Below are 13,209 nucleotides of genomic sequence, written 5' to 3'. Positions count from 1 at the left end.
TCTATTCAGGGGCTTCAATCGTCGGGCGATTTTTTTAGAAGTGCCCACTCGCGGCCCGCGGCTCTATAATGCTCGGCAGTTTTCCGTCCTCCGTACAGGTAATCCCTATGAAACGTCCAAGTGGTCGCGCTGCCGATCAGCTCCGCTCGATCCGCATTACCCGCAACTACACCAAACACGCCGAGGGATCTGTACTGGTCGAGTTCGGTGATACCAAAGTCATCTGCACCGTCAGCGTCGAGAACGGCGTGCCGCGTTTCCTCAAAGGTCAGGGTCAGGGTTGGTTGACCGCCGAATACGGCATGCTGCCGCGCGCCACCGGCGAGCGTAACCAGCGTGAAGCGAGCCGCGGCAAGCAAGGCGGCCGTACGCTGGAAATCCAGCGTTTGATCGGCCGTTCCCTGCGCGCTGCGCTGGACATGACCAAGCTGGGCGACGTCACCCTGTACGTCGACTGCGACGTGATCCAGGCCGATGGCGGCACCCGCACCGCGTCCATCACCGGTGCGATGGTTGCACTGATCGATGCCTTGAAAGTGATCAAGAAGCGTGGCGGCCTCAAAGGTGGCGACCCGCTCAAGCAAATGATCGCTGCCGTTTCGGTGGGTATGTACCAGGGCGAGCCTGTGCTTGACCTCGACTACCTGGAAGATTCGGCTGCCGAGACTGACCTCAACGTGGTGATGACCAGCACTGGCGGCTTCATCGAAGTACAGGGCACTGCCGAAGGCGCGCCGTTCCAGCCGGAAGAGCTGAACGCGATGCTGGCACTGGCGAAGAAAGGCATGATCGAGATTTTCGAACTGCAGAAGGCCGCACTGGCCGACTGATCGGACCTGCTCCACGCAAGGAGGACGCCATGAGTGACGAGCAACTGCCGCTACCCACACCGAGCCGAGAGGTTCGTCAGTGGGCGATGTTTTGTCACCTGTCCGCCTTTGCTGGGGATCTGGCTGCCATTTGGCACGCTGATCGGGCCGCTGATTCTCTGGCAGATGAAGCGCGAGTCCGACCCGTTCATCGACGCGCAAGGCAAGGAGGCGCTGAACTTTCAGATCACCGTCGCCATTGCTTCCGCCATCTGCTTCCTGCTGATGGTGGTGATCATCGGGTTTTTCCTGTTTGGTCTGGTCGCGATTGGTGCGCTGGTGCTGACGATCATTGCTGGCGTTAAAGCCAATGAAGGGTTCCCTTACCGGTATCCGTTCACCTGGCGGCTGATCAAGTAAACGCCGCATCCCCTGTAGGAGCGAGGCTTTCCCGCGAAAGCGATTTAACAGCCAGCATCCATGTTGAATGTGATGACCTCTTCGCGGGCAAGCCTCGCTCCTACAGGATTGAGGCGTGCACAAAAAAGCCGACAATGAAGTCGGCTTTTTTGCATTTGCGAAAAGACGCTTAGATCGTCAGCGTCCAGTCGTAGTCCACGATCAGCGGTGCGTGCTGAGAGAACCGTGGCTGACGTGGCAGGCGTGCGCTGCGTACGAAGCGGCGCAGGCCAGGGGTCAGCAGCTGGTAGTCGAAACGCCAGCCCAGGTTGAGCATCTCGGCCTGTTCGTTGTCCGGCCACCAGCTGTACTGGTCGCCTTCACGGCTGACTTCGCGCAGGGCATCGACATAACCCATGTTGCCGACAATCTCGTCCATCCAGGCACGCTCAGGTGCCAGGAAGCCCGGGGATTGCTGGCTGTCGCGCCAGTTCTTGATATCCAGCTTCTGTTGCGCCACGTACAGCGAGCCACAATAAATGTACTCGCGACGTTTGCGCCGCTGTTTATCCAGATAACGGGCGAAGTCGTCCATTAGCTTGAACTTCTGGTTCAAATCTTCATCGCCGTTCTGCCCCGAAGGGAGCAGCAAGGTCGCGATGCTGACCTTGTCGAAATCGGCTTGCAGGTAACGCCCGTAGCGGTCGGCTGTCTCGAAGCCGAGACCGCTGATGACTGCCTTCGGTTGCAACCGCGAGTACAAAGCCACGCCACCTTGGGCGGGAACTTCAGCTTCGCAGGCATAAAGGAAGTAGCCATCCAGTTGGAAGGCTGGATCGTCCAGTTCAAAGGCGGAGGCGCGGGTGTCCTGCAGGCAGATGACGTCGGCATTCTGTGCTTGCAGCCAACTGAGCAAACCACGCTCGACTGCAGCCTGAATACCATTGACGTTCACACTGATGATCCGCATAAGTGGCCCCAAAAATCGCGTGCGGGTATGATACACGGCGTCTACCTAATTAGCTAAATCCGTGGTATTTGGGGTTTTTTTCATGCAAGCGTATCAGCGCGACTTCATTCGTTTTGCCATTGATCGTGGCGTTTTGCGCTTCGGTGAGTTCACCCTGAAGTCCGGGCGCACCAGTCCTTACTTCTTCAATGCCGGCCTGTTCAACTCGGGTTCTGCCCTGGCGCAGCTGGGTCGTTTCTATGCGGCAGCCATCGTCGAGAGCGGTATTTCGTTCGACGTGCTGTTTGGCCCGGCCTACAAAGGCATCCCGTTGGCGGCGACCACCGCCGTGGCGCTGGCCGAACATCATGGCCGTGATCTGCCATGGTGCTTCAACCGCAAGGAAGCCAAGGCCCACGGTGAAGGCGGCAGCCTGGTCGGCGCGCCATTGACCGGCGACGTGCTGATCATCGACGACGTGATCACCGCAGGCACTGCCATCCGTGAAGTAATGCAGATCATCGCTTCCCAGGATGGCGCCAAGGCTGCCGGCGTGCTGATCGCCCTGAACCGTCAGGAACGTGGCAACGGCGAATTGTCGGCCATCCAGGAAGTGGAGCGTGACTTCGGCATTCCGGTGATCAGCATTGTTTCGCTGAATCAGGTGCTCGAGTTCCTGGCGGATGACCCGCAGCTCAAGCAACACCTGCCGGCGGTTGAAGCCTACCGCGCACAATTCGGCGTCTAACCGCATCCCTTGTGGGTGCGGGCTTGTGTGGCGAGGGAGCTTGCTCCCGCTGGGCTGCGTAGCAGACCCAAGGATTTTGTGAGTGCTACGCACTCAAGCGGGAGCAAGCTCCCTCGCCACAAAAGGTGGATTGTCACAGGGATTGCAGGCAAAAAAAGACCCCGCTCAGCCAGGCTGAGCGGGGTCTTTTTGTTTGTGTGGCTTAGTGACGCTTGCGATTACTGATCAGCGTACCCACACCCGTGTCGGTGAAGATTTCCAGCAGAATCGCATTCGGCACTCGACCATCGATGATCAACGAGCTGCCCACGCCGCCTTGTACCGCTTCCAGCGCGCAACGAATCTTCGGCAGCATGCCGCCATAGATAGTGCCGTCGGCGATCAGGTCGTCGACCTGTTGAGTCGTCAGGCCGGTCAGAACCGTGCCCGACTTGTCCATCAGGCCGGCGATGTTGGTCAGCAGCATCAGCTTCTCGGCTTTCAGTGCCTCGGCCACTTTACCGGCCACCAGATCAGCGTTGATGTTGTACGACTCGCCGTTGGCGCCGACGCCAATTGGCGCGATCACCGGGATGAAGTCGCCTTTGACCAGCAGGTTCAACAGGTCGGTGTTGATCCCGACCACTTCGCCGACGTGGCCGATGTCGATGATTTCCGGCTGGGTCATTTCCGGCGTCTGACGGGTGACGGTGAGCTTTTTCGCGCGAATCAGCTCGGCGTCTTTACCGGTCAGGCCGATGGCGCTGCCGCCATGACGGTTGATCAGGTTGACGATGTCCTTGTTGACCTGGCCGCCGAGGACCATTTCCACCACATCCATGGTTTGCGCGTCAGTCACGCGCATGCCATCGATGAAGTGGCTCTCGATCGACAGACGCTTGAGCAGGTCGCCGATTTGCGGGCCGCCACCGTGAACCACCACTGGATTGATGCCCACGGCTTTCATCAGCACGATGTCGCGGGCGAAGCCGGTTTTCAGCTCCTCGCTTTCCATCGCGTTGCCGCCGTATTTGATCACCAGCGTCTTGCCGACATAGCGGCGAATGTAAGGCAGCGCTTCGGACAGGACCTTGGCGGTGTTGGCGGCGGCTTCGCGTTCGAGGGTCATTCAGGGCTCCGGGTGTTTCTATAGATCAAAACGGTAATTGGAGATCAGGTGCAACGCGTTTCAGCTGGACGTGGAACACATCCTTGATGCGCTGCAATTCAGCCTCGTCATCGGCCTCGAAGCGCAGCACCAGCACCGGTGTGGTGTTGGAGGCGCGAACCAGGCCCCAGCCTTTGGCATAGTCGACTCGCACGCCGTCAATGGTGGTCAGGTCGGCGCCTTCACCCCATTGCGCATCGTGCAATGCATCAATGATGCTGAATTTGCTCTCTTCGGTCACATGGATATTGATCTCTGGCGTAGAAATATCGTTCGGGAAGGTCGCGAACAACTCTTCCGCGGTGGATTTTTCCTTGCTGAGGATCTCCAGCAGCCGTGCGGCGGCGTAAATGCCATCGTCGAAACCGAACCAGCGCTCCTTGAAGAAGATGTGCCCGCTCATTTCGCCGGCCAACAGGGCGCCGGATTGTTTCATTTTCTTTTTGATCAGCGAGTGACCGGTTTTCCACATCAGCGGCCGACCGCCATATTCCTTGATCAGCGGGATCAGGCGACGGGTGCATTTGACGTCAAAGATGATTTCTGCGTTCGGGTTGCGCGCCACGACGTCGCGGGCGAACAGCATCAACAGGCGATCAGGGAAAACGATGCTGCCGGTGTTGGTCACGACGCCCACGCGGTCGCCGTCGCCGTCGAAGGCCAGGCCCAGGTCGGCGTTGGTTTCCTTGACCTTGGCGATCAGGTCCACGAGGTTTTCAGGCTTGCCCGGGTCCGGGTGATGGTTCGGGAAGTTGCCGTCGACTTCGCAGAACAGCGGGATGACTTCGCAGTTCAGGGCTTCGATCAGCTGCGGGGCGATCACGCCGGCCGCGCCATTACCGCAATCGACCACCACTTTCAGGCGGCGGGCCAATTTGATGTCCTGGACGATTTCGGTGTTGTAGCGGTCGAGGATCTCGACCTGGGTGATGCTGCCCTTGCCGCTGCTCAGGTTGTTGGTCTTGAGGCGTTCGTGCAGGGCCTGGATCTGTTCGTTGGCCAAGGTGTCGCCAGCGATGACGATCTTGAAGCCGTTGTAATTCGACGGGTTGTGGCTGCCGGTGAGCATCACGCCGGATTTGCCGGCCAGAACGTTAGCGGCGTAGTACAGCGTAGGGGTTGGCACCAGGCCGACGTCGCTGACGTGGCAACCGCTGTCGGCCAGGCCCTGGATCAGTTGTTCGACCAGTTCCGGGCCGGACAGGCGACCGTCGCGACCGACTGAAACGTTCGGTTCATCCTGGGCCAGGCTTTGGGAGCCGATGGCGCGACCAAGCCAATAAGCTGTTTCGGCGTTCAAGAATTCCGGGACGGTGCCACGAATGTCGTAGGCGCGGAAGATGCTGTCGGGGAACTTGGGTGCGACTTGGGCTGGGGTGCTCATCTGTAGGAATGCTCCATCTCGAAAGTGGCTGGACCCGCCAGCGAAAAACTCGTTGGCAGGCTCAAACTGAAGGGTATGACGGCGTTTTCCACTGAGAGTTCGTGGTGTGAAAAGGCCATGCCATCAGCATCGGCGAGCAATTGGCTGTTCAATGCCTTGATTTTCAGTGGTAAACCTTCCAGATGACGACTGTGCAATTTGTGGTGAGAGAGCTTGCTCCCGCTTGAGTGCGTAGCACTCACAAAAAGCGGTAATGACTCACAGAGTTTAGGGCCGCTTCGCTGCCCAACGGGGGCAAGCCCCCTCGCCACAGGGTTGCCATCTTTCGGATCAGTGGCTGCCGGAATGGCCGAAACCGCCGGTACCACGCTGGGTTTCGACGAACTCTTCGACCATTTCAAAATGCGCTTGAACGACCGGTACCAGCACCAATTGGGCCAGGCGTTCGCCTACCACCATGTTGAAATCGGTCTGGCCACGGTTCCAGCACGACACCATCAGCGGGCCCTGGTAATCGGAGTCGATCAGGCCGACCAGATTGCCCAGCACGATGCCGTGCTTATGGCCAAGGCCTGAGCGCGGCAGGATCAGCGCGGCCAAACCTGGATCGCCAATGTAGACAGACAGGCCCGTCGGAATCAGCAGGGTTTCGCCCGGCTTGATGACGGTGTCTTTTTCCAGCATGGCGCGCAGGTCGAGGCCGGCGGAGCCTGGCGTGGCGTACTGCGGCAGCGGGAATTCAGTACCGATGCGGGGGTCGAGGATCTTGGCTTGCAAAGCGTGCATGTAAATTAAACCTGGTTCAGACGTTCGGCGATAAAAGTGATCAGCTGGCGAGCAATCTTGCTCTTGCTGGTCTGGGCGAAGAGTGTGGCGTGCAGCTCACGGTCGATCACGCTGCAGGCGTTTTCTTCGCTGTTGAAGCCAATACTCGGGTTCGCGACGTCGTTGGCGACGATCAGATCGAGGTTCTTGTCTTTCAACTTGCGAGCAGCGTAATCGAGCAGGTGTTCGGTTTCGGCAGCGAAACCGACACTGAACGGACGGTCGGGACGGGTGGCGATGGTGGCCAGGATGTCCGGGTTGCGCACCATCTGTAGCAACAAGCCGTCGCCGTTCGTAGGGTCTTTCTTGAGTTTCTGTGGGGCGACGACTTCTGGACGGTAGTCCGCGACCGCAGCAGAGGCGATGAACAGGTCGCAAGGAATCGCCGCTTCGCAGGCAGCGAGCATGTCCCGGGCACTGACCACGTCGATACGCGTGACGCGATCCGGGGTCGGCAGGTGCACGGGACCTGTGATCAGGGTTACGCGGGCGCCGGCTTCTACCGCGGCTTCGGCCAGGGCAAAGCCCATTTTTCCGGAGCTGTGGTTGGTGATGTAGCGCACCGGGTCGATGTTTTCCTGGGTCGGGCCGGCGGTGATCAGCACGTGTTTGCCGGTCAGCGCCAGGCGCTGGAAGCAGTCTGCCGCGCACTGGGCGAGGTCGGTGGCTTCGAGCATGCGGCCCATGCCGACGTCGCCACAGGCCTGGCTGCCGGAGGCCGGGCCGAAGACCTTGAGGTCACGGCTTTCGAGGGTTTGCAGGTTGGCCTGGGTCGCCGGGTCGCGCCACATGGCCTGGTTCATCGCTGGCGCCACGGCGACCACCGCGTCGGTGGCCAGCACCAGCGTGGTCAGCAGGTCGTCGGCAATGCCTTGGGCCAGGCGGGCGATCAGGTCCGCGGTGGCGGGGGCGATCAGCACCAGGTCGGCCCATTTGGCCAGCTCGATGTGTCCCATCGCGGCTTCGGCCGCCGGGTCCAGCAAATCGAGATGGACCGGATGCCCGGACAAGGCCTGCATGGTCAGCGGGGTAATGAATTCGCTGCCGCCGCGGGTCATGACCACGCGCACTTCGGCGCCCTGGTCGATCAGGCGGCGAACCAGCTCGGCGCTCTTGTAGGCAGCAATACCGCCGCCGACGCCCAGAACGATGCGTTTCCGATACAGCCGCTGCATAGGTCTGCCTTTCATTTCGTTGATGACTGCATGGCGATACCCCCTCCCCAGGAGTGAAATCGCCCGCAAAAAAGATGGGCTACGATATCACAGCGACCGCTACGGAACAGCGGCGCCCACAGACATGGAGGTGTTATGAGCATTCGCGATTGGCCGGCGGCCGAGCGGCCGCGGGAGAGGTTACTGGAGTTAGGCTCGGGGAGTCTTTCGGACGCCGAACTGCTGGCGATTTTTTTGCGTACCGGCGTATCCGGCAAAAGTGCGGTAGATCTGGCGCGACACTTGTTGACTCAGTTTGGCGGCCTGCGTTCGCTACTGGAGGCTGATCAAAAAACATTCAGCAAACAATTAGGACTCGGACCCGCGAAATTCGCTCAGTTGCAGGCAGTTCAGGAAATGGGCAGACGGCATTTGGCTGAACGCTCGCGCTACAAGTCGGCGTTGGAAAATCCGCAGGCTGTGCGTGATTATCTGAAGTCGATGCTCCGCCATGAGCCCCACGAGGTGTTTGGCTGCCTGTTTCTGGACTCCAAGCACCGGGTATTGGCGTTCGAAGCGCTGTTCCGCGGCTCCATCGACAACACCAGCGTCTATCCACGGCAGGTGGTCAAACGCGCTCTGGCCCATAACGCCGCAGCGCTGATCCTGTGCCACAACCACCCGTCGGGCAATCCTGACCCCAGTCAGGCCGACCGAATGCTGACCAAGCGCCTGCAAGAGGCGCTGGACCTGATCGATGTGCGGGTACTCGATCATTTCATCGTCGGTGACGGCGATCCGCTGTCCATGGCCGAGTATGGGTGGATGTAGAGGACTAAGAACCCCTGTGGGATCGGGTTTGTGTGGCGAGGGGGCTTGCCCCCGTTTGAGTGCGAAGCACTCACAAAATCTTTGGTGCATCAGAGATTTTAGGGCTGCTTCGCAGCCCAACGGGGGCAAGCCCCCTCGCCACAAGCCCGCTCCCACAGGTTTTATGGTGACGCTAATTACTTTAGCTTGACCTTCGAATAGTCCTGCCGGCCAAACGGGCTGACCGAGTAACCCTGAACATCCTTACGTGTCAGCGCGAAGGCCGTCGGGTGCACCAGTGGCAGCCACAACGCCTGTTGCTGGATCTGCGCCTGGGCCTGTTCGTAGAGCTTGGTGCGTACACCTTGCTCGCCGGTGGTCTTGCCGGCGCTGATCAGCTTGTCCAGGTCCTGGTTGCAGTAACGGGCGAAGTTGGTGCCGGATTTGACCCCCGCGCAGGAAAACTGCGGCGTGAGGAAGTTATCCGGGTCGCCGTTGTCGCCAGCCCAGCCCATGAACAGTAGATCGTGCTCGCCGGCCTTGGCGCGGCGAATCAGTTCGCCCCATTCGATCACCCGAATTTCGGCCTGGATGCCGATTTCCGCCAGGTCAGACTGAAGTAATTGCGCGCCGAGGCTCGGATTGGGGTTCAGCAGGCTGCCGGAAGGGCGGGTCCAGATGGTGGTCTGGAAACCATTCTTGAGCCCTGCCTTGGCCATCAGCGCACGGGCCTTTTCGACGTCATGCGAATAGCCCGGCAAGCCTTTGGCGTAGCTCCAGGTGTTGGGCGGGTAGGGGCCGTTGGCGGGTTCGGCGGTGTCTTCGAACACGGCTTTGACGTAGTTAGCCTTGTCGAACGCGAGATTGATCGCCTGGCGTACTTCAGGTTTATCCAGCGGCGGATGTTGGCTGTTGATGCCAACGAAGGCGGTCATGAAGGCATCGGTCTTTTCGACTTTCAGGGTTGGCTCTTTCAGCGCCGCCTGTACGTCCAGAGGCTTGGGTGACAGGGCGATCTGGCACTCGTTGCGGCGCAACTTCTGCAACCGCACGTTGGCATCCGGGGTGATGGCGAAGATCAACGGGTCTACCGATGGCTTGCCGCGGAAGTACTCACTGTTGGCCTTGTAGCGAATCGAGGCATCTTTCTGGAAGCGCGTGAAGATGAACGGGCCGCTGCCGATCGGCTGGCTGTTGAGTTTCTCCGGGGTGCCGGCCTTCAGCAGTTTGTCCGCGTACTCGGCCGAATAGATCGAGGCGAAACCCATGCTCAGGGTGGGCAGGAAAGTCGAGTCCGGGTGGTCGAGGGTGAAGCGGATGGTAAGCGGGTCCAGTGCGTCGATCTTCTTGATCAACGCCGGTAACTGCATCGACTGGGCGTGCGGGAAGCCGCTCTGGGCGACTTTGTGCCACGGGTTCGCAGGGTCGAGCATGCGGTCGAAGCTGAACTTCACGTCTTCGGCGGTCAGTTCTCGCGTCGGGCTGAAGTATTCGGTGCGGTGAAATTTCACCTGCGGGTGCAACTTGAAGACGTAGGTCAGGCCGTCGGGCGTGACTTCCCAGCTGTCCGCCAGGCTGGCGACCACTTTGCCGCTGGCCGTGTCGAAGTCCACCAAGCGGTCCATCAGCACGTCGGCCGAGGCGTTGGTGGTGGTCAGCGAGTTGTATTGCACCACATCGAACCCTTCCGGGCTGGCTTCGGTGCAAACGCTCAGGGCGGCAGCCATAGCCTGTGGGCTCAATAGAAGCGGGGCGAGCAGCAGCGGTAGGGCAGCGAGGCGCATGGTCGGATTCCTTTACAGATCGAAGGCCCATCTGCAAGTGCAGTCTGGAAAAGGCTTACCCTAGTGGGCTCTTTTGCAAATGACTATCCCCTTTTTCATTTTAAGGGGACTATGGGCGCTTGTTTCGGTGATGCGGACCGAGGAAAACCCGGAATCGGTCGGTTGGCCGATTCTCTGCGACGAGCGGTCTTAATCGGCGACAGCCTTTATCCAAGGCGCCCGGTGGCCGAAAAATGGGGAATTTATCAAGTCCGCGCACACGGAATGTTGTTGCTCTCCAGTCTTTCTGGTATAAAGCAGCGCTCTTTTCTAGGGGCCCGGTTCCTTCACTGTAGGTGTAGCCGGTAAGACCTCTAAAGAAACGCGGCGCCTGGCGCCAAATGACTGAGAGATTAAGCGGCCAACCCATGCCGGGTTGGGCATGTGGTTTTAGAGGGCTGAGGCATGTCGAGAGTATGTCAAGTTACCGGTAAGGGTCCGGTGACTGGGAATAACATTTCCCACGCAAACAACAAAACCCGTCGTCGTTTCCTGCCGAACCTGCAGCATCACCGCTTCTGGGTTGAAGAAGAGAAACGTTTCGTGCGTCTGCGCGTATCTGCCAAAGGCATGCGTATCATCGACAAGCGTGGCATCACTGTCGTGCTGGCCGAAATCCGCAAAGCCGGCAAGATCTAAGGGAGCTAATCATGCGTGAATTGATTCGTTTGATTTCGAGCGCCGGTACTGGTCACTTCTACACTACCGACAAGAACAAGCGCACTACTCCGGACAAAATCGAGATCAAGAAATTTGATCCGGTTGTTCGTAAGCACGTGATCTACAAGGAAGGCAAAATCAAGTAATTGATTTTTCCTTACTTACGAAAAAGGCCCGTATCGCGAGATACGGGCCTTTTTTGTTGCCTGTCGGTTATGCGTTGGCTGCCAGTGCGCCTTCGCGGGCAAGCCTCGCTCCTACGGAGCCCACGAGCCTGTAGGAGCGAGGCTTGCCCGCGAAGAGGCCGGCCCAGCTAACACAAATCCTCAGGCCTTCTGTTCAAACACTACATAAATCTTGCGGCAAGGCTCCAGCACTTCCCAAGTACCACGAAACCCTGCCGGGATCACGAAGCGATCACCTACACGCAAGGTCTTGGCATTGCCATCATCGTCACGCAGCACTGAAACCCCCTGAACGATTTCGCAGTATTCGTGCTCGGTGTAGTTCACTAGCCATTGGCCGACTTCGCCTTCCCAAACACCCGCACTCATTTGGCCGCACGGGCTATTGTAGTGGTTATACACCGCTTGTTCGGGGTCACCCTTGAGGACTTTTGCAGGGTCGGGCCGATAACGATCGGGCTGGGTGTTGGCCTGGCTGAAATCGACGATATCCTGAATGCTCATGCCGGTATTCCCCCGTGATTGCGCTGGAAAATTGAAAGTCTATGTTTATTAAAATGAACATCGCAAGGCCGTTTGCCCGCCTTGTGTCAAATATATTGAAACTTCACCGGCCGCTGGTTTAGGGTAACGGTTGCCTTGAGCCGAAAAGCAGGCTGGCCGGGCAGAATTCCTGACAGCGCCCGCATAGAACGCGGGGCACTCGTATTCAATAAGAGGAGGACACTCGAATGACCACCCTGACTCGTGCCGACTGGGAACAACGGGCTCGCGATCTGAAGGTCGAAGGCCGCGCCTACATCAATGGCGAATACACCGATGCAGTCTCTGGTGAGACCTTCGAGTGCATTAGCCCCGTCGATGGCCGTCTGCTGGGCAAGATTGCCAGCTGTGACGCCGCCGACGCCCAGCGTGCCGTGGACAACGCCCGCGCCACTTTCAATTCCGGCGCCTGGTCGCGCCTGGCACCGACCAAACGCAAAGCCACCATGATCCGTTTCGCCGGCCTGCTCAAACAGCACGCCGAAGAGTTGGCCCTGCTCGAAACCCTGGACATGGGCAAGCCGATCAGCGATTCCCTGTACATCGACGTTCCCGGCGCGGCGCAAGCCCTGAGCTGGAGCGGTGAAGCCATCGACAAGATCTACGACGAAGTCGCTGCCACCCCGCACGATCAGCTGGGTCTGGTGACTCGCGAGCCGGTCGGCGTGGTCGGCGCGATCGTGCCGTGGAACTTCCCGTTGATGATGGCCTGCTGGAAGCTCGGGCCGGCGCTGTCCACCGGTAACTCGGTGATCCTTAAACCGTCTGAAAAGTCGCCGCTGACCGCGATCCGCATTGCGGCGCTGGCGGTTGAGGCCGGTATTCCGAAAGGTGTGCTGAACGTGTTGCCGGGTTACGGTCACACTGTCGGCAAGGCCCTGGCCCTGCACAACGACGTCGACACGTTGGTGTTCACCGGTTCGACCAAGATCGCCAAGCAACTGCTGATCTACTCCGGCGAATCGAACATGAAGCGCGTCTGGCTGGAAGCTGGCGGCAAGAGCCCGAACATCGTGTTCGCCGATGCGCCGGACCTGCAAGCCGCCGCCGAAGCCGCTGCCGGTGCCATCGCCTTCAACCAGGGCGAAGTCTGCACCGCCGGTTCGCGCCTGCTGGTCGAGCGTTCGATCAAGGACAAATTCCTGCCGCTGGTGATCGAGGCCTTGAAAACCTGGAAGCCGGGCAACCCGCTGGACCCGGCAACCAATGTCGGTGCGCTGGTGGACACCCAGCAGATGAACACTGTGTTGTCCTACATCGAGTCCGGTCACACCGACGGCGCCAAACTGGTGGCGGGCGGCAAGCGTATTCTTCAGGAAACCGGTGGCACTTACGTTGAGCCGACGATTTTCGATGGCGTGAGCAACGCGATGAAAATTGCTCAGGAAGAAATCTTCGGTCCGGTGTTGTCGGTCATCACCTTCGACAGCGCTGAAGAAGCCATCCAGATCGCCAACGACACGCCTTACGGTCTGGCCGCTGCAGTCTGGACTGCCGACATCTCCAAGGCTCACCTGACCGCCAAGGCTTTGCGTGCCGGTAGCGTGTGGGTCAATCAGTACGACGGCGGCGACATGACCGCGCCGTTCGGTGGCTTCAAACAGTCCGGCAACGGTCGCGACAAATCACTGCACGCGTTCGACAAATACACCGAGCTGAAGGCGACCTGGATCAAGTTGTAATGTGTAGCAGGGCTCCGGTTCATATCCGGGGCCCGATGCAACATAGATCCCTTGTGGGAGCGAGCCTGCTCGCGATAGCGGTCTGACAGTC

General features: G+C 59.3%; 12 protein-coding genes and 2 pseudogenes. 7 read left to right on the top strand and 7 right to left on the bottom strand.

All coding sequences use genetic code 11. From position 1 onward, the window contains the following. Nucleotides 1-107 precede the first annotated feature (107 nt). Together rph and ACZ89R_RS17325 are read left to right on the top strand one after the other, a co-directional pair. On the top strand, nt 108-830 hold the full coding sequence (rph, locus tag ACZ89R_RS17330) for a ribonuclease PH (protein WP_008007612.1): 723 nt from the start codon (nt 108-110) through the stop codon (nt 828-830). Between the two features lie 29 nt (nt 831-859). After that, nucleotides 860-1,229: pseudogene (locus tag ACZ89R_RS17325) on the top strand (DUF4870 domain-containing protein). A 169-nt stretch (nt 1,230-1,398) separates the two neighbouring features. Here ACZ89R_RS17325 and ACZ89R_RS17320 read toward each other — a convergent pair. Then, a complete protein-coding gene (locus ACZ89R_RS17320; protein ID WP_007934608.1) occupies nt 1,399-2,178 on the bottom strand; it encodes an exodeoxyribonuclease III in 780 nt (259 codons plus the stop codon). An 82-nt stretch (nt 2,179-2,260) separates the two neighbouring features. Here ACZ89R_RS17320 and pyrE point away from each other — a divergent pair, with 82 nt between their 5' ends. Next, nucleotides 2,261-2,905: an orotate phosphoribosyltransferase gene (gene pyrE / locus ACZ89R_RS17315; protein WP_007894680.1), complete on the top strand. Its 645-nt coding sequence runs from the start codon at nt 2,261-2,263 to the stop codon at nt 2,903-2,905. A 202-nt stretch (nt 2,906-3,107) separates the two neighbouring features. On the opposite strand, the gene argB is transcribed toward pyrE, so the two are convergent. From argB to coaBC, 4 genes and pseudogenes are all read right to left on the bottom strand, one after another. Further along, nucleotides 3,108-4,013, bottom strand: coding sequence for an acetylglutamate kinase (gene argB / locus ACZ89R_RS17310; RefSeq protein WP_007894690.1), 906 nt, complete (start codon nt 4,011-4,013; stop codon nt 3,108-3,110). Between the two features lie 25 nt (nt 4,014-4,038). Then, a pseudogene (locus ACZ89R_RS17305) lies at nt 4,039-5,415 on the bottom strand (phosphomannomutase/phosphoglucomutase); the annotation flags it as partial. Between the two features lie 351 nt (nt 5,416-5,766). Then, a complete protein-coding gene (gene dut, locus ACZ89R_RS17300; protein WP_007894692.1) occupies nt 5,767-6,222 on the bottom strand; it encodes a dUTP diphosphatase in 456 nt (151 codons plus the stop codon). Nucleotides 6,223-6,227: 5 nt separating this feature from the next. Continuing rightward, nucleotides 6,228-7,436 (bottom strand): bifunctional phosphopantothenoylcysteine decarboxylase/phosphopantothenate--cysteine ligase CoaBC, encoded by a 1,209-nt coding sequence (gene coaBC, locus ACZ89R_RS17295; RefSeq protein WP_429547840.1) that lies wholly within the window; start codon nt 7,434-7,436, stop codon nt 6,228-6,230. A gap of 135 nt (nt 7,437-7,571) precedes the next feature. Between coaBC and radC the strand changes: the two genes are divergently transcribed. After that, nucleotides 7,572-8,246 carry a RadC family protein gene (gene radC / locus ACZ89R_RS17290; RefSeq protein ID WP_063342133.1) on the top strand — a complete coding sequence of 225 codons (675 nt, stop codon included), beginning with the start codon at nt 7,572-7,574 and terminating at the stop codon, nt 8,244-8,246. Between the two features lie 176 nt (nt 8,247-8,422). Here radC and ACZ89R_RS17285 read toward each other — a convergent pair whose 3' ends face one another. Continuing rightward, nucleotides 8,423-10,009: an ABC transporter substrate-binding protein gene (locus tag ACZ89R_RS17285; RefSeq protein WP_429545128.1), complete on the bottom strand. Its 1,587-nt coding sequence runs from the start codon at nt 10,007-10,009 to the stop codon at nt 8,423-8,425. 444 nt (nt 10,010-10,453) lie between these two features. Here ACZ89R_RS17285 and rpmB point away from each other — a divergent pair, with 444 nt between their 5' ends. Then, nucleotides 10,454-10,687, top strand: coding sequence for a 50S ribosomal protein L28 (rpmB, locus tag ACZ89R_RS17280; RefSeq protein ID WP_007894701.1), 234 nt, complete (start codon nt 10,454-10,456; stop codon nt 10,685-10,687). A gap of 11 nt (nt 10,688-10,698) precedes the next feature. Then, on the top strand, nt 10,699-10,854 hold the full coding sequence (gene rpmG / locus ACZ89R_RS17275; protein WP_007894709.1) for a 50S ribosomal protein L33: 156 nt from the start codon (nt 10,699-10,701) through the stop codon (nt 10,852-10,854). A 180-nt stretch (nt 10,855-11,034) separates the two neighbouring features. Here the strand turns inward: rpmG and ACZ89R_RS17270 are convergent, their stop codons facing one another. Further along, nucleotides 11,035-11,397 (bottom strand): cupin domain-containing protein, encoded by a 363-nt coding sequence (locus ACZ89R_RS17270; protein WP_429430814.1) that lies wholly within the window; start codon nt 11,395-11,397, stop codon nt 11,035-11,037. 227 nt (nt 11,398-11,624) lie between these two features. Here ACZ89R_RS17270 and ACZ89R_RS17265 point away from each other — a divergent pair, with 227 nt between their 5' ends. Continuing rightward, nucleotides 11,625-13,118: an aldehyde dehydrogenase gene (locus ACZ89R_RS17265; RefSeq protein WP_429545129.1), complete on the top strand. Its 1,494-nt coding sequence runs from the start codon at nt 11,625-11,627 to the stop codon at nt 13,116-13,118. The last annotated feature ends 91 nt before the right edge of the window (nt 13,119-13,209 follow it).

Source organism: Pseudomonas sp. TE3728 (assembly GCF_056279145.1).
Note: the sequence above shows the minus strand (reverse complement) of the source record. Positions and strands in the feature narration are given on the sequence as shown.

Excerpts from the sequence above, each read along its gene's own strand:
- rph (WP_008007612.1), top strand. The coding sequence starts at position 108 with ATGAAACGTCCAAGTGGTCGCGCTGCCGATCAGCTCCGCTCGATCCGC.
- ACZ89R_RS17320 (WP_007934608.1), bottom strand. The coding sequence starts at position 2,178 with ATGCGGATCATCAGTGTGAACGTCAATGGTATTCAGGCTGCAGTCGAG.
- pyrE (WP_007894680.1), top strand. The coding sequence starts at position 2,261 with ATGCAAGCGTATCAGCGCGACTTCATTCGTTTTGCCATTGATCGTGGC.
- argB (WP_007894690.1), bottom strand. The coding sequence starts at position 4,013 with ATGACCCTCGAACGCGAAGCCGCCGCCAACACCGCCAAGGTCCTGTCC.
- dut (WP_007894692.1), bottom strand. The coding sequence starts at position 6,222 with ATGCACGCTTTGCAAGCCAAGATCCTCGACCCCCGCATCGGTACTGAA.
- coaBC (WP_429547840.1), bottom strand. The coding sequence starts at position 7,436 with ATGCAGCGGCTGTATCGGAAACGCATCGTTCTGGGCGTCGGCGGCGGT.
- radC (WP_063342133.1), top strand. The coding sequence starts at position 7,572 with ATGAGCATTCGCGATTGGCCGGCGGCCGAGCGGCCGCGGGAGAGGTTA.
- ACZ89R_RS17285 (WP_429545128.1), bottom strand. The coding sequence starts at position 10,009 with ATGCGCCTCGCTGCCCTACCGCTGCTGCTCGCCCCGCTTCTATTGAGC.
- rpmB (WP_007894701.1), top strand. The coding sequence starts at position 10,454 with ATGTCGAGAGTATGTCAAGTTACCGGTAAGGGTCCGGTGACTGGGAAT.
- rpmG (WP_007894709.1), top strand. The coding sequence starts at position 10,699 with ATGCGTGAATTGATTCGTTTGATTTCGAGCGCCGGTACTGGTCACTTC.
- ACZ89R_RS17270 (WP_429430814.1), bottom strand. The coding sequence starts at position 11,397 with ATGAGCATTCAGGATATCGTCGATTTCAGCCAGGCCAACACCCAGCCC.
- ACZ89R_RS17265 (WP_429545129.1), top strand. The coding sequence starts at position 11,625 with ATGACCACCCTGACTCGTGCCGACTGGGAACAACGGGCTCGCGATCTG.